The sequence below is a fragment of the Nocardia sp. NPDC004340 genome (assembly GCF_053602575.1).
On sequence record NZ_JBSGDW010000002.1, the window covers coordinates 548,619 to 562,544 of the forward strand.

At 68.6% G+C, this 13,926-nt stretch carries 15 protein-coding genes; 7 read left to right on the forward strand and 8 right to left on the reverse strand.

The annotated features are described in order from the left end of the window. Window positions 1-173: 173 nt before the first annotated feature. Both ACWEOI_RS10110 and ACWEOI_RS10115 read left to right on the forward strand, forming a co-directional pair. Window positions 174-908 (forward strand): ParA family protein, encoded by a 735-nt coding sequence (locus ACWEOI_RS10110; protein ID WP_379271157.1) that lies wholly within the window; start codon window positions 174-176, stop codon window positions 906-908. After that, window positions 908-1,966, forward strand: a complete 1,059-nt coding sequence (locus ACWEOI_RS10115) for a hypothetical protein (RefSeq protein ID WP_452359432.1) — start codon at window positions 908-910, stop codon at window positions 1,964-1,966. Before ACWEOI_RS10110 ends, ACWEOI_RS10115 begins: the two co-directional genes overlap by 1 nt. A 308-nt stretch (window positions 1,967-2,274) precedes the next feature. Here ACWEOI_RS10115 and sepX read toward each other — a convergent pair whose 3' ends face one another. The 4 genes from sepX to ACWEOI_RS10135 all read right to left on the reverse strand — a co-directional run bounded on the left by sepX (window position 2,275) and on the right by ACWEOI_RS10135 (window position 6,484). Next, a complete protein-coding gene (gene sepX, locus ACWEOI_RS10120) occupies window positions 2,275-3,408 on the reverse strand; it encodes a divisome protein SepX/GlpR (protein WP_452359433.1) in 1,134 nt (377 codons plus the stop codon). 184 nt (window positions 3,409-3,592) lie between these two features. Further along, the gene (locus ACWEOI_RS10125) at window positions 3,593-4,243 is read right to left on the reverse strand and encodes a GNAT family N-acetyltransferase (protein WP_357092247.1); all 651 of its coding nucleotides are present in this window, start codon (window positions 4,241-4,243) and stop codon (window positions 3,593-3,595) included. Between the two features lie 9 nt (window positions 4,244-4,252). Beyond that, window positions 4,253-5,512, reverse strand: a complete 1,260-nt coding sequence (gene glp, locus ACWEOI_RS10130) for a molybdotransferase-like divisome protein Glp (RefSeq protein ID WP_357280640.1) — start codon at window positions 5,510-5,512, stop codon at window positions 4,253-4,255. Window positions 5,513-5,545: 33 nt separating this feature from the next. Then, window positions 5,546-6,484, reverse strand: coding sequence for a UTP--glucose-1-phosphate uridylyltransferase (locus tag ACWEOI_RS10135; RefSeq protein ID WP_357280643.1), 939 nt, complete (start codon window positions 6,482-6,484; stop codon window positions 5,546-5,548). A gap of 200 nt (window positions 6,485-6,684) precedes the next feature. On the opposite strand from ACWEOI_RS10135, the gene ACWEOI_RS10140 reads away from it, so the two are divergent. The 5 genes from ACWEOI_RS10140 (at window position 6,685) to mscL (ending at window position 10,575) form a co-directional block, all read left to right on the forward strand. Beyond that, the gene (locus tag ACWEOI_RS10140) at window positions 6,685-8,340 is read left to right on the forward strand and encodes a purple acid phosphatase family protein (protein WP_452359434.1); all 1,656 of its coding nucleotides are present in this window, start codon (window positions 6,685-6,687) and stop codon (window positions 8,338-8,340) included. Between the two features lie 47 nt (window positions 8,341-8,387). Further along, on the forward strand, window positions 8,388-8,972 hold the full coding sequence (locus ACWEOI_RS10145; RefSeq protein WP_452359435.1) for a 5-formyltetrahydrofolate cyclo-ligase: 585 nt from the start codon (window positions 8,388-8,390) through the stop codon (window positions 8,970-8,972). A gap of 70 nt (window positions 8,973-9,042) precedes the next feature. Then, window positions 9,043-9,357: an FmdB family zinc ribbon protein gene (locus tag ACWEOI_RS10150; protein ID WP_433668490.1), complete on the forward strand. Its 315-nt coding sequence runs from the start codon at window positions 9,043-9,045 to the stop codon at window positions 9,355-9,357. A gap of 87 nt (window positions 9,358-9,444) precedes the next feature. Continuing rightward, window positions 9,445-10,092 (forward strand): SAF domain-containing protein, encoded by a 648-nt coding sequence (locus ACWEOI_RS10155; protein ID WP_452359436.1) that lies wholly within the window; start codon window positions 9,445-9,447, stop codon window positions 10,090-10,092. Between the two features lie 81 nt (window positions 10,093-10,173). Next, complete coding sequence (gene mscL / locus ACWEOI_RS10160; protein ID WP_433668493.1) at window positions 10,174-10,575, forward strand: large conductance mechanosensitive channel protein MscL; 402 nt, start codon at window positions 10,174-10,176, stop codon at window positions 10,573-10,575. A gap of 88 nt (window positions 10,576-10,663) precedes the next feature. Here mscL and ACWEOI_RS10165 read toward each other — a convergent pair whose 3' ends face one another. From ACWEOI_RS10165 to ACWEOI_RS10180, 4 genes are all read right to left on the reverse strand, one after another. Beyond that, entirely contained in the window at window positions 10,664-11,344 is a 681-nt protein-coding gene (locus ACWEOI_RS10165; RefSeq protein ID WP_379092729.1) for an MspA family porin, read from the reverse strand. 62 nt (window positions 11,345-11,406) lie between these two features. Then, a complete protein-coding gene (locus ACWEOI_RS10170) occupies window positions 11,407-12,087 on the reverse strand; it encodes an MspA family porin (RefSeq protein ID WP_379280686.1) in 681 nt (226 codons plus the stop codon). A 299-nt stretch (window positions 12,088-12,386) separates the two neighbouring features. Continuing rightward, a complete protein-coding gene (locus ACWEOI_RS10175; RefSeq protein ID WP_452359437.1) occupies window positions 12,387-13,058 on the reverse strand; it encodes an MspA family porin in 672 nt (223 codons plus the stop codon). Between the two features lie 64 nt (window positions 13,059-13,122). Continuing rightward, window positions 13,123-13,797: an MspA family porin gene (locus ACWEOI_RS10180; protein WP_379279415.1), complete on the reverse strand. Its 675-nt coding sequence runs from the start codon at window positions 13,795-13,797 to the stop codon at window positions 13,123-13,125. Between the last annotated feature and the right edge of the window lie 129 nt (window positions 13,798-13,926).

Sequence of the window (13,926 nt, forward strand, 5' to 3'; positions counted from 1 at the left end):
GAATGACATGCGTGTTATGCATTACGAAACGGTAACCATTGACGGCTGTGTCCAATTGGACACAGCCGGTTTCAACCAATTCGACACCTCCGAGCGAGCCTTCGCGGGCGCGTCCCACGCGCGTGTGAGACTGATCGAGGAAGCTGCCCTCCCCATCAACAGGAGGTTGATCGATGACCAAATCCCCTGCGCTAGGCAATCTTCCCGAGCCACTGGTGATCACGCTCGGGAATCTCAAAGGAGGCGTGGGCAAGACGACATCCGCCTTCTTCATCGCCTCGTATTTCGCTACCGCGCATGAACTTCGAGTGCTGGTGATCGACGCCGACCCGCTGAGCCAGACCGGATACTCCTGGTATCGGCGACTACAGAAGGCCGAGGTCGACATTCCCTTCGAATTGCTCGCCTTCCCCTCACGGCACGTGAACGACTGCATCACCGACAATTCCGCGAACTACGACGTGATCATCGTCGACGCCGGCGGTGAATCGGCCGACATCTTCAAGGCCGCCGTCCCCGTCAGCGACGAACTCATCCTCGTCACCAGCGTCAGCCCCTCGGAAGTCAAACGCGTCCCCAGTACCTACCGCGCCGCCGAGGAAGCGGCCGCCGAACACGAGAAGGCCATTCGCGTGCGTGTGCTCATGACCAAGGTTCCGGTCACCATGAAGAACGGCGTCAACGTGTCCACCGAATACCGCACGCAGCGCGGGAATCTGGAGGACGCGGGCTACGAGGTCTTCGACTCCTACGTCAGCGCCTGGAAGTGGTATCGGGAGGCCGCCGACGGCGAAGTCGGCGACGGCGCCGAGAACCCGATCGAGGATCTCGGCGAATACCGGGCCGTCGGCGACGAACTGGTGCGCGACTACATCGAGTCCCGCGTCCCGGCGGAGGTGTCGGCCTGATGCCGCCCCAGCGCAGAAAGACCTCCATCGGCGGCGGCCTGGGCCGCAACCCGCTGTCCGACGAGGCCGAGCACACTCCCCCGGTGTCCCCGCTGCGCGACGCCAAATGGCCGCGCACACCGAAACTCTCACCGGCCGCCACCACCGTCCTCATGGCACCGGCCGCGCCCGCGGCGGCCCCGGCGGACGCGGCGGCATCCGCCGCCACCGCGACCGCCACCCTGGCGCCCGAGACGGTGGCGGCCGAAAGGGTGGCGACCGAACCCGTGGCCGCGCCACCGGTCACGCCCGCGCCGAAGATCCCGGCAGCACCGAAGGCTTCGGCGCCGGAGCCGGTGGCGTACGAGGCCGCCCCGGCGGCGGCCGAGAGCGCGCCCGGCGTGCTGGACCTTCCGCTGCCCACCGCGGGCGGCGACGGGCCACTCAGCCGCAGCGAGTCCGAACAGCTCGAGGTGTGCGAGTCCTCCATCGACGCGCTGCGGGTGGCCTTCTGGACCGCCGGGCGCGCGCTGCAGATCGTGCGCGACGGCCGGCTCTACCGCGCCGACCACGCCAGCTTCGACGAGTACGTGGAGAAGCGCTGGGACATGCAGCGGTCCTACGCGCACAAGCTGATCCGGGCCTGGCCGCTCGCCGCGCGCCTGCACCCGGTCGCGCCGGCCCTCAACGAGGGCCAGATCCGCGAGCTGCTGCCGGTGGCCGCGGCCTACGGCGAGGACGCGGCGGTCACCGTGTACACCACGCTGGCCGCCGACGTGAAGGTCACCGCGGGCAAACTCCGCGAAGCCGTCGCGGTGCTGCCCGACGACTACGAGGAGGGTGCGGTGGTGCAGCGGCTGCGCGCCTGGCTGCGCGGTGACCTCTCCGAGGAGCAGCCCGCCACCGCCGACGTGTTCAGCGCGGTCGAGTCCCGGCTCACCGCACTCACCCAGAAAGTGGTGAAGGGGTCCGGCGAGCATCCGGTGGCGGCACGCGAATTCGCGGCAAAACTCCGGACGCTGGCCGAACTCATCGAGCGGCAGATTCCGGTAACCGGGCGAATGCCGGACATCGAATAGCTCGCGACAGCACCCGCCGAAAGGGCCCGGCCGAAAGCCGGGCCCTTTCGCTGTAATAGCAAAAGCCTATTCAATTTCGCGAGAGACAACCCTCGAACCTCTCAGGAGCGACACCCCCGAACTTCGGAGACTCGGAGCCTCACACCCGAACTCCAGACAACTCTCAGCGTCGCCTGAAGTAGCCGCGGTCGTCGCGCACCAACCGGTAGTCATGGGCCCGCGTCGGCCTTGCCCACACTGCCTATTCACCCCAGATATGCGAGAAGGGCTCCCCGTTGGACGGGGAGCCCTTCTCGGTGCGTTGTGGGCTATTCGCCTACCGCGCGGCGTTCGCGGGCGCCGGCGGCGCGCTGGCGGGTCGCACGGGCCTCGGCGGCGTCGAAGAGGTCGAGATGCTCGAAGAACGGGTCCTCGTCGTCGGATTCGACCAGGACGGCGCGGCGCAACTGGGTGCGGGTCTCGTCGCGGTCGGGGCGGGGACGTTCGCGCGTACGTCGCTCGTCCTCGGCGTCGGACTCGGTCTGCTGGCGGGACGCGCGCGCGGCGCGGCGGCGGCGGATGTCCTCCTCGAGGCGAACCTGCTTGCGTAGGTACGCGAGGTAGGCGACCAGCACGATGCCGGACAACGCCGAGAGCCACCACACGAGCGAGGAGATGGCCAGGCCGGAGGCGGCGAACAGCAGGACGGCGAGCACCAGGCCCAGGACCGCGCGCTGGCGGAAGGTGTAGCGGGCCGCGCGGGCGGCGGCGTCCGCCTCAGGGTCGAATCCGCCGCGTCCGCGCCGGGACGGCACGAAATCCTCGTCGTCGGATTCGAGTTCGGGTTCCGGATCCGGGTCACGCAGGGCGGGGGCGCGGGAGGCCCGCTTGCGGGGCTCGGCAGCGGCCGCGTCGACCACGGCGGCTTCCGGCTCAGCGTCGTCGGTCTCTGCCGCGGCATCCACGGTCTCGGATTCTGTCTCATCCGTGGCGGTTTCGGGGTCGGTCTCGGATTCCGCTGCGGCGGGCTCGGATTCGGCGGCGTCCGCGTCCGCGTCGTCGGCGTCCTCCGGGTCGGTCGAATCCGTCTCGGGCTCCGGCAGTTCGGCGCTCACCGCGGCGACGACCTCGTCCTTCTCGGCTACGGCTGCTGCCGTCTCGGCCGCGACGGCGGCGGTGAGGGCTTCCGGTTCGGCGGGGCTGTCGTCCGATCTGGTCATCCGATCCTCCGGATCCTCGCTCGGGTGAAGCTTTCTGCGAACCGGCACGTAGTCCGGGTCGGTGTCATGTCCGGTCGCCGGACCTTTCCTGGTGCTTCGCTTGGCACCGCCGCGATGCAACACTCGTGTCGAGAGTGCGGCGTCGGTGTGCTGCCGGATGCGGGGATGGCGATTGGCCAGCATCGGGAAGAGCACGAAGACCCAGAGCACCACCAACCCGATCCACAAGATCGAATTCGGCATTGGCCCTTACACCTCCGTCCCGCCCTGTTGTCTGTCCCTTCTGATCGGAAAACAGACGCACCACCGACGTGCGTAGGTTAATTCCACGCCGTGGGTATTCCCCTCAGGCGCGCCGACCACACACGCAACACTAGTCACACGAATTCGGTCGCGAAAACTCTCACACGCCGCGCTCAGCGAGTTATCAGGCTTTGCTGGCGCGCCCCGCGCGAATCAGTCTGTCCACCACGGTCCCCGAAACCTCCTCGACCGTCATGCCGACCAGCAGGTGATCCCGCCACGCGCCGTCCACGTCGAGGTAGCGCTGCAGCATGCCCTCCTCACGGAAACCGACATTGCGCAGAACCGCCTGACTGGCAAGGTTTTCCGGCCGCACCGTGGCCTCGACCCGATGCAGGCCCACCTCACCGAAGCAGTGGTCCAGGCCCAGGGCCAGCGCCGCGGTGGCCACGCCCTGCCCGGCCAGCTCGCTCGACACCCAATAGCCGATCCACGCCGACCGCAGCGCGCCGCGCACGATATTGCCGACCGTGAGCTGACCGCTGAACTGGCCGTCCACCTCGATGACGAGCGGAATCATGGCGCCACGCCGCGCCTCGGCCTTCAACGCCGACCACAGCGCGGGCCAATTGCTGGAGTGGTTACGCGCCTCCCACGGGCCACGGCCGGTGGGCTCCCACTTCTCCAGATAATCCTTGTCCCGGACCCGGATCCGGCCCCACGCGGACGCGTCCCGCAGGCGGATCGGCCGCAGCGTGACCGTGCCCGCCGCGACCCGCACCGGACCCAGATGCGCCGGCCAGCCCGGATGCTGGGCCGAACGAAAGACGTTCATCTCCACGCCTCACCCACGCTGAGCCAGGAACGCGACCTGGACCTCGTCACCGGTACGCACCTCGGTGGTCTCGGGGTCGATCACGATGAGGCTGTTGGCCTCGGCCATGGTGGCCAGCAGATGTGAGGACGCCCCGTTCGGGCCGCCCAGCGGCTGCACCAGGTAGTCGCCGGTCTGCTCGTCGCGCATGAGCTGCGCGCGCAGATAGCCGCGGCGGCCCGGGATCGAGGCGATCGGCAGGATGGTGCGCGCCCGCACCATGCGTCGCATGGGGTGGCGGCGGCCCAGCGCGATCCGGATCAGCGGCCGCACCATGACCTCGAAAACCACCAGCGCGCCAACCGGATTCGCGGGTAGCAGGAAGGTCGGCACCTCGTCGCGGCCGAGCAGGCCGAAACCCTGCACCGACCCGGGATGCATGCCGACCCGGGTGATCTCCAGCTCGCCGAGCCCCTCGAGGGCCTCGCGCACCTGCTCCGACGCCCAGCCGCCGACCGCGCCCGCGATCACGACCACCTCGGAGCGGACCAGCTGGCCCTCCACGACGTCCCGCAGCCGCTTGGGATCGGCGCTGACGATGCCGACCCGGTTCACGTCCGCGCCCGCGTCGCGGGCGGCGGCGGCCAGGGCGTAGGAGTTCACGTCGTAGACCTGGCCGGGTCCGGGAGTGCGGTCGATGTCGACCAGCTCGCCGCCCACCGACAGCACCGACAGCCGGGGCCGCGGATGCACCAGCACCTTGTCCTTGCCGACTGCGGCCAGCAGGCCCACCTGGGCCGGGCCGATGATGGTGCCGGCGCGCACGGCCAGATCGCCGGGCTGCACGTCGTCGCCGATGCGGCGCACGTAGTCGCCGGAGCGGACCGCCTCGTAGACCTTGACCCGGGCGCGGCCGCCGTCGGTGTTCTCCAGCGGCAGCACGGCATCGGCGAGGGTCGGCAGCGGCGCGCCGGTGTCGACCCGCACGGTCTGGCGGGGCTGGAGGCGGATCGGCTGACGGGAACCGGCCGCCACCTCGCCCACCACCGGCAGGCTCAGGAGCACCGAATTGCCGTCCTCGTCACGGATATTCGCGCCCGCGCCGGCCACATCCACACTGCGCACGGCGTAGCCGTCGATGGCGGCCTGGTCGAAGCCCGGAAGGGGGCGCTCGGTGACCACATCCTCGGCGCACAGCAAACCCTGTGCCTCGCTGATCGCGACCCGGACCGGCCGTGGGGCCACGGCCGCGGCGGTCACCTTGATCTGCTGATCCTCAACCGAGCGCATGCCGCCCTTCCGTAGTCGCTCCCGTCCGTCGCCTCATTCGCATGTGGTCAGCTGCGGATTCCAGTCCGGACCGAGCCGCTGCTCGAGCCACTCGCGCAGGGCGGGACCGTATTCCTCGCGTTCCAGAGCGAAATCGACCGCAGCACGAAGATAACCGCCAGGGTTGCCCAGATCGTGCCGCGACCCACGATGCACCACGACATGAACCGGGTGGCCCTCCGCGATCAGCAGCGCGATGGCGTCGGTCAGCTGCAGTTCGCCGCCCGCGCCGGGAGTGATGCGGCGCAGCGCGTCGAAGATGGCGCGGTCCAACAGGTATCGCCCGGCCGCGGTGAAGGTGGAGGGCGCCTCGTGCACGGCGGGCTTCTCCACCATGCCGTTGACCTTGAGCACGTCGCACGGGCCGTCGGGCAATTCCTCGACGTCGAAGACGCCGTAGGCGCTGACCTCTTCCTTGGGCACGTCGATGGCGCACAGCACCGAACCGCCGTAGGTGTTCCGCACGTTCGCCATCAGCTCCAGCACGCCGCCGGGCAGCACCAGGTCATCGGGCAGCAGCACCGCGATGGCGGTCTCGTCGGCGTCGAGCACCGATTCCGCCTGCGCCACCGCGTGACCCAGGCCCAGCGGCTCCTCCTGCACCACCGAGGTGACGTCGAGCAGGGCGGGGGCCTTGCGCACCTTCTCCAGCAGATGGAACTTGCCGCGCTCGGCGAGGGTGCTCTCCAGCACCAGGTCCTCGACGAAATGCGCGACCACACCGTCTTTCCCGGGCGAGGTCACGATCACCAGCCGATTGGCGCCGGACTCCGCGGCCTCGGCGGCGACCAATTCGATGCCCGGGGTGTCGACCACCGGCAGCAACTCCTTGGGAACCGTCTTGGTCGCGGGCAGGAACCTGGTGCCGAGCCCGGCCGCGGGGACCACCGCGGTGCGGAAGCACGACTCGGTTCCGCCGCCAGTAGCTGTCATGAATTTCACCCTATCCATCCGTCATATGCCCGAGAGTGGCTCGTGGCCGCCTCGATATCCCCGAGAGCCTAAGGGGCGAGGACGGCAGGAGCGCACCGAACGCCGGACCGAGGGCGTTCTCACCGACCGACCCGTTCTTTTCATTTGGCGTTCGTCGCACTGTGACCTCCCTCGTACCCACTGGTTGTTGACTGACACCCATGACCGATCGTGAGGATTCCCACAACCCCGATTCCACGCCGGACAACCCCGACACACCTACTGTCAGCACCCCTGATACCAGTCGCGCGGTCAGCCGCCGCCGATTGTTCGGCGCCTCCGCCGCCGCGGGCCTGGCCGGACTGGCCGTCGGCGCGGGCGGCGCGGTAGCACTGAAGAGCACCGGATCCAACGCCCCCGCCTGGCCCCGCGCCGCCGAACTCGTCACCACCCCCGACCGCGCCGCCGCGCCCCGCGTCTCCGGCCTGCACCTCCAGTTCGGGGCCGACGCGGCCCGCGAGGTCGTGGTCACCTGGCACACCCTCGGATCGGTCAACGCGCCGGCCGTGCGCTACGGCACCGCCGACTCCGGATTCGGCACGACGGTTTCCGCGCAGACCCGCACCTACCGGGATGCCAAGTCCGGCATCGAGATCCAGGCCCATCACGCCCGGCTCACCGGCCTGTCCCCCGACACCGACTACGTCTACGCCGCCGGACACGACGGCGCGCCACCGGAACTGGGCACCATCCGCACCGCGCCCGCCGGGCGCGCCAAGTTCCGGTTCACCAGCTTCGGCGATCAGGGCACGCCCACCGTCGGCAAGATCGTCGACGGCAAGGCCGTCAACGACAATCTCGGCTCCCAGTACGCCGGCGACATCACCTCCGCGGTGGAATCGCTGGCCCCGCTGTTCAACCTGGTCAACGGCGACCTCTGCTACGCCAACCTGTCCATCGACCGCATCCGGACCTGGAACGACTGGTGGGCCAACAACTCTCGCTCGGCCCGCTACCGGCCCTGGATGCCCGCCCCCGGCAACCACGAGAACGAACTCGGCAACGGACCCATCGGCTACCAGGCGTTCCAGACCTACTTCACCGTCCCCGACGCCGGGAGCGAGGACCACGCCCGGGGCCTCTGGTACTCGTTCACCGTCGGCGGCATGCGGGTGATCGCGGTCGCCAACGACGACGTCTGCCTGCAGGACGGCGGCAACAGCTACGTCAAGGGCTACTCCGGCGGAGCCCAGAAGCGCTGGCTGGAAAGCGAACTGGCCAAGGCGCGCGCCGACCGGGGCATCGACTGGGTGGTGGTGTTCATGCACCAGGTCGCCATCTCCTCGGCCGACAAGGCCAATGGCGCGGACCTGGGCATCCGCACCGAATGGCTGCCGCTGTTCGACAAATACCAGGTCGACCTGGTGCTGTGCGGGCACGAACACCATTACGAGCGTTCGCATCCCGTGCGCGGGACGACCGGGTCCGAGACCCTCACGCCCAAGCCCGCCGGCACCCGCAAGGACCTCGTCGACACCGGCCAGGGCACCGTCCACCTGGTGATCGGCGGGGGCGGCACCTCGGTGCCGTCCAACCACCTGTTCTTCCCGGGCGACAAGTGCCGGGTCATCACCGCCGTCGGGAACGCGGATCCGGCGACCGGCAAGAAGGTTCCGGCGTACGTGCTCGAGGACGCGCCCTGGTCGGCGTTCAAGGACGCCGAACATCCTTACGGCTTCTGCGCTTTCGACGTCGACCCCGGCACGCCCGGCGGGAACACCACCATCAAGGGCACCTACTACGCCCTCACCGGGCCGACCAGCGAGCTGAAGGCCGTCGACACGTTCACCCTGACCCGGCCGCGCTCGGATCGCTGAACGCGGCGGGCGCGGATCGTCCGGGACGGCCGTCCTAGGGTGGAAGCGTGACGGACGAGTGGGACAAGACGGCGTGGCGCGCGGAGATCCTCGCGCGCCGCAAAGCCCTGCCCGCCGAGGTCCGCGAGCACGAGGCCGCGGCGCTGGCCGCCGCGGCCGGAGGGCTCGCGGACAGCGGCTGGGTCTGCGCCTACGTGCCCGTGGGCGGAGAACCCGGCTCGGTGGCCCTGCTCGACGCGCTGCGGGCCGCCGGCGCCCGGGTGCTGCTGCCGGTCACCGGCGAACCCGGGCCGCTCACGTGGGCCGAATACACCGGGCCCGACGGGCTGCGCCGCGGCCGGTTCGGATTGCGCGAACCGGACGGCGACCCGGTCGCGGACGGAATCTCGACGGCGTCGACGATTCTGGTTCCGGCGCTCGCGGTGGATCGGCGCGGAGTCAGATTGGGACGCGGGGCCGGTTATTACGATCGAAGTCTGAACGCCGCGCGCGACGACGCGCGATTGATCGCCGTGGTGCGCGACGACGAACTCGTGGACCGTTTGCCGGAGGAGTCGCACGACCATCGAATGGGGTGGGCACTGACCCCGTTCGGCGGGCTGCGCCGCCTCGGAGATCGGGCCGGGAATTGACACCCGATTGGCAGCGTTGGCACTGCCAGCTGTAGAGTGCTAATTCGACGAAGAGCGTGGAGGTTTCCCGATGCCTACTTACTCGTATGCATGCACCGAGTGCGACAACAAGTTCGACATCGTGCAGTCCTTCTCCGATGACGCACTGACCACGTGTGACCGTTGCAACGGCAAGCTGCGCAAGCTGTTCAACTCGGTCGGCATCGTCTTCAAGGGCAGCGGCTTCTACCGCACCGACAGCCGCAACGGCTCCACCTCGTCCGAGCCGGCCAAGCCGTCGTCCTCTTCGTCGGACAACGGCGGCTCGAGCTCCACCGCGTCGAGTGCGACCACGTCGAGCACCTCGACCCCGTCGTCCAGCGGTTCCAGCACCTCCGCGGCCTGATCCCAGCTTTCTCCACAAGCTCTTCGTTATCCACAGCCCGGGTCCGGCCCGGGCGTGCCGGTGTCGGGGCGACCGTACGCTGCCCCCATGACGCGACCGTATCGAGCTTTCCTGCACGCGTTCCGTAGCCGCCTGACCTGGGCGGACTCGGCGCTACTGCGGCGGGCCGGGGCGGTCGCGTTGCTCATCGCGGCGGCCTTCCTGGCCGTACGCCCGGATCCATCCACAGACCGCATACCCGTGCTGGTCGCCGCGCGGGAGCTGCCGCCCGGGCAGGTGCTCGGCGACGGCGATCTGCGCACCGCCGACCGGGAGACCGCGACTCTGCCGGCCGGAGCCGTGCGCGACGCCGCGCGGGTGCGCGGGGCCACCCTCGCCGCCGCGCTGACGACCGGGGAGATCCTCACCGAGGTGCGGGTGCTGGGCCCGCGACTGGCCGCCGTGGCGGGCGGCTCCCCCGATGCGCGCATCGTCCCGATTCGCCTGGCGGACAACGCCGTTGCCGAGATCCTGCGCTCCGGCGACCGGGTCGACGTGGTGGCGGGCGAGGACACCGGCGGGACCGGCCGTCCCGCACGGCTATTGGCCGCCGACGCGGCCGTGGTGCTGGTCCCGCAGGCCGACGGCGCCCGCGGGCGCACGGACCGGGTGGTGCTGGTCGCTTTGGATTCCCGACGCGCCACCGTGGTGGCCGCCGCCTCGCTGCGAACGGCGCTCACGGTCGTGTTCCACTGAACCGGCGCATCGGTGAACTAGCATCGCCTCACATCCCCATAACTCTGCGTTCGATCCCTCAGGTGTAGAGGAGTTTCGACAATGCTCAAGGGTTTCAAAGATTTTCTGATGCGCGGCAATATCGTCGACCTGGCCGTGGCGGTCGTCATGGGCACGGCCTTCGTCGCGGTCGTCACCGCCTTCACCGACGGCATCGTGACACCACTGCTCGCGGTGTTCGGCGGCACCAATCAGCTCGGACTGGGCTTCCAGCTGGTGGCCGACAAGCCCGCCACCTTCATCGCGATCGGGCCGATCATCACCGCGGGCATCGATTTCGTCATCATCGCGGCGCTGCTCTACTTCATCGTCGTCATCCCGGCCAACAAGGCCAAGAAGAGGTGGGGCGCCAAGGAGGACGACGCGCTCACCGACAACGAACTGCTGCGCGAGATCCGGGACCTGCTCGCGGAGCGCAGCGCGGGCGGGCGGCACGAGCTCTGACCCGCGGAGCGAACTCCCCTGCGCCACAACGCAGAACGGGCCCGGCGCGAAAAGCGCCGGGCCCGTTCGGATTACACCGGGGTGTGGATCAGCCGAGGCTGAAGGGCTGGCCCCACAGGGTGACCCAGCTGATCACGTTGTCGGTCTCGACCTCGACGCTCACGAAGGCGCGCGCCTGGGCGTAACCGCCACAGCCGTTCAGGCCGATGGTCTCGTCCGACCAGGTGACCGAACCGCTGGTGCCACTGAAAGCGTTGCGCTTCTTGTGGATTTCGTGACCGAAGTCGTCCGGCATCTCGAGGTCGAGGATGTAGAACGACTTGGCCTGACCCGGACCCAGGGTCAGGTTGGCGCCGGAGTTCACGCCGCCGGTCGGAGTGGCGTTGCCACTGCTGTCCCAGCTCGCACCGCCTTCAGCACCACCGCTGACGCCGCCGCCGTCGATGGTGACCTGGCAACCCACGACATAACCGGGGTAGATCTTGCCGCCGGTGGCGGTGGTGTCGCCGGAGATGTTGACCTGCGCCGACGCCGAGACCCAGGCGTTGCGGTGCACGGGGGTGGCACCCAGCGACGGGCTGATGTTGGCGGACTCGCCGACCAGCTTCACCGTGACCACGGTGCCGTCGGACAGGGTCTGGGTGAGCTCGCCGCCCGGCAGCGGCACGAAGGTGTCGGCATTGGCCGCACCGGTGGAGAACAGGCCAAGGGCCGCGGTGGCGACGGCACCGACACCGGCCACCCGCGCCATTGTCTTACGGATGTTCATATCTGGTTGTCCCTCAGATTTTGTTCGCTTGCGCGAGAAAGGATTTGGCGGGCGGAGACCACTTAGCCGATGCTGAACGGCTGGCCGTAGAGGGTGGTCTTGGAGTAGTGATCGCCGATGACCTCGACGACCGTGTACGCACGCGCCTGGGCGTAGCCCGCGCAGCCCTGGATCTGGATCTCGGCGTCCCGGTACTCGACCGAGTAGGTGCCAGCCTTGGTGATGTCCTTGTAGTCGATCTGGACGAACGCCACCTGGCCGGGGCCGAGGTTGACACCGATCGAACCACCGATGCTCGCGCTGTCGAGGTTGATGCTGCCGGAGACACCGGCGGAGATCGCGTCCTCACCGATGGAGATCTGGCAGCCGACGATGTAGCCGGTGTTGATCTGCGAGGTGCCGTGGGTGGACGAGTTGTTGCTGCCGGGGATACCGACCGGACCGTTGTTCGGACCGACTGTGCCCTCGGGGGTTTCGGTGACCACCGCGGAGGCGGCGCCGCTCACCCACACCACACGGCCGGCACCGTTGGCAGCGAGCGACGGCGACACGATGGCGTGCTCACCCGTCCGGGTAATGGTGACGGTGCCCGCCGGGTTCACCTTCTGGCCGTCCGGCAACGGCACGAAGGTGTCAGCGTTAGCGGCACCAGTGGAAAAAAGGCCGATGGCCACGGCCGCGGCCGCGCCGATGCCCGCAAAACGGGCCGCGGCACGCACACCGTGGGTGCGGTTCTCGCTCATACTTCCCCTCATCAGGTTCTTGCGATCAACCTCGACCACCGAGGTTGAAAAGGGACCCTTGCGGATTCCCCGGTTGAGTTTGTCGCCACATTGTTGCCACTGTGTTACTCGTTACAAATTCTTTTCTCGTAGCGACGCAGGGCACTTTACATCACAGCTGTGACCTCTGAGACGTGAGCGAACAGGATCGACCACTCGCCGACACAAACCCGCAGGTATGCAGAGAAAGTCGTGGATAGCAAAAGGGGCCCGGTGCTAATCGCACCGGGCCCCTTGGCATTCCGCTGAGCGGAAACTGATCAGCCGAGACTGAAGGGCTGACCCCACAGCGTGTAGGCGGTGATCACATGGTCGGTCTCGACCTGAACCGCGATGAACGAGCGCGCCTGCGCGTAGCCGCCGCAGCCGCTCAGGCTGATGGTCTCGTCCGACCACGTCACCGAACCGGAGTTACCCGAGAACTTGTTGCGCTTGTAGTGCGCCTCGCTGCCGTAATCGTCGGGCGCTTCCTGATCCAGGACGTAGAACGCCTGCGACTGGCCGGGGCCCAGGGTCAGGTTGCCGCCGACATTCGCGCCGGCCGACGGGCTCGAGCCGTCGTAGTTGGCGCCCGCGCTCGGGCCGCCGTTGGCGCCGCCGCCGGAGATGTTGACCTGGCAGCCGACCACGTAACCGGGGACGATCTTGCCGCCGGCATTGCCGTTGGTGCCCGACAGCTCGACGCGCGCACTGCCCGAGACCCAGGCGTTGCGGTGCAGCGGGGTCGCGCCCAGCGACGGGTTGATATTGGCCGACTCGCCGGTCATGGAGATGGTGACGATGGTGCCGTCGTCCATGGTCTCGGTGATGGAGCCGCCCGGCAACGGCACGAAGGTGTCGGCGTTGGCCGCACCCGTGGAGAACAGGCCCAGGGCGGCGGTGGCGACGGCGCCGATCCCGGCGGCCCGCGCCATGGTTTTGCGAACGTTCATGATGGTTTTCCCTCTAGGGTCGAATTCGCTTACGCGAGAGATGAATCGGGTGTCTGACCACACGTCAGCCGAGGCTGAACGGCTGCCCGTAGAGGGTGGTCTTCGAGTAGTGGTCACCGATGATCTCGACCACGGTGTAGGCGCGCGCCTGGGCGTAACCCGCGCAGCCCTGCACGTCGACCGGCACATCCTTGTAGTCGATGGAGTAGCGACCCGCGTCGAGGACGTCCTTGGAATTGATCTGGAGGAAGGTCACCTGGCCGGGGCCGAGGTTCAGACCGATGGAACCGCCGGCGTTCGCGCCGGTCAGGCTCACGCCGCCGGAGATGCCGGCGGAGATGGCGTTGTCGGCGATGTTCACCTGGCAGCCGATGATGTAGCCGGTGTTGACCTGCGACGCGCCATGCGTGGAGGAGTTGTTGGTGCCCGGACCGTTGGTCGGGCCGTTGTTCGGGCCGACCGTGCCCGCGGGGGTCTCGGTGACGTCGGCGACGACCTTGCCCGAAAGCCAGGCGGTGCGGCCCGCGCCGTTCGCCGACAGCGACGGCGAGATGACGGCGTGCTCGCCGAGACGGTTGATGGTCACGCCCGCTCCGACCTTCTGACCGTCCGGCAACGGTACGAAGGTGTCGGCGTTGGCGGCGCCGGTCGACAGTAGGCCGAAAGCCACGGAGGCGGCTGCGCCGATGCCCGCGGCACGCGCGGTCCAACGCAAACCGGCAGTCCGGTTCTCGCTCATTGTTCCCTCATCAGTTTTTTTGCGGACAACCCCGACCACCGGGGTTGAAGAGGGCCCGCTACGGCACAGAACTCGGCTAGAGCAACTATCAAGCGCGCTGCTCATTTTCTATTCAGCCGTAGCTTTGTC

Bases quoted from the DNA above. Each gene is read 5' to 3' on its own strand.
- ACWEOI_RS10110 (WP_379271157.1), top strand. From the start codon at position 174: ATGACCAAATCCCCTGCGCTAGGCAATCTTCCCGAGCCACTGGTGATC.
- ACWEOI_RS10115 (WP_452359432.1), top strand. From the start codon at position 908: ATGCCGCCCCAGCGCAGAAAGACCTCCATCGGCGGCGGCCTGGGCCGC.
- sepX (WP_452359433.1), bottom strand. From the start codon at position 3,408: ATGCCGAATTCGATCTTGTGGATCGGGTTGGTGGTGCTCTGGGTCTTC.
- ACWEOI_RS10125 (WP_357092247.1), bottom strand. From the start codon at position 4,243: ATGAACGTCTTTCGTTCGGCCCAGCATCCGGGCTGGCCGGCGCATCTG.
- glp (WP_357280640.1), bottom strand. From the start codon at position 5,512: ATGCGCTCGGTTGAGGATCAGCAGATCAAGGTGACCGCCGCGGCCGTG.
- ACWEOI_RS10135 (WP_357280643.1), bottom strand. From the start codon at position 6,484: ATGACAGCTACTGGCGGCGGAACCGAGTCGTGCTTCCGCACCGCGGTG.
- ACWEOI_RS10140 (WP_452359434.1), top strand. From the start codon at position 6,685: ATGACCGATCGTGAGGATTCCCACAACCCCGATTCCACGCCGGACAAC.
- ACWEOI_RS10150 (WP_433668490.1), top strand. From the start codon at position 9,043: ATGCCTACTTACTCGTATGCATGCACCGAGTGCGACAACAAGTTCGAC.
- ACWEOI_RS10155 (WP_452359436.1), top strand. From the start codon at position 9,445: ATGACGCGACCGTATCGAGCTTTCCTGCACGCGTTCCGTAGCCGCCTG.
- mscL (WP_433668493.1), top strand. From the start codon at position 10,174: ATGCTCAAGGGTTTCAAAGATTTTCTGATGCGCGGCAATATCGTCGAC.
- ACWEOI_RS10165 (WP_379092729.1), bottom strand. From the start codon at position 11,344: ATGAACATCCGTAAGACAATGGCGCGGGTGGCCGGTGTCGGTGCCGTC.
- ACWEOI_RS10170 (WP_379280686.1), bottom strand. From the start codon at position 12,087: ATGAGCGAGAACCGCACCCACGGTGTGCGTGCCGCGGCCCGTTTTGCG.
- ACWEOI_RS10175 (WP_452359437.1), bottom strand. From the start codon at position 13,058: ATGAACGTTCGCAAAACCATGGCGCGGGCCGCCGGGATCGGCGCCGTC.
- ACWEOI_RS10180 (WP_379279415.1), bottom strand. From the start codon at position 13,797: ATGAGCGAGAACCGGACTGCCGGTTTGCGTTGGACCGCGCGTGCCGCG.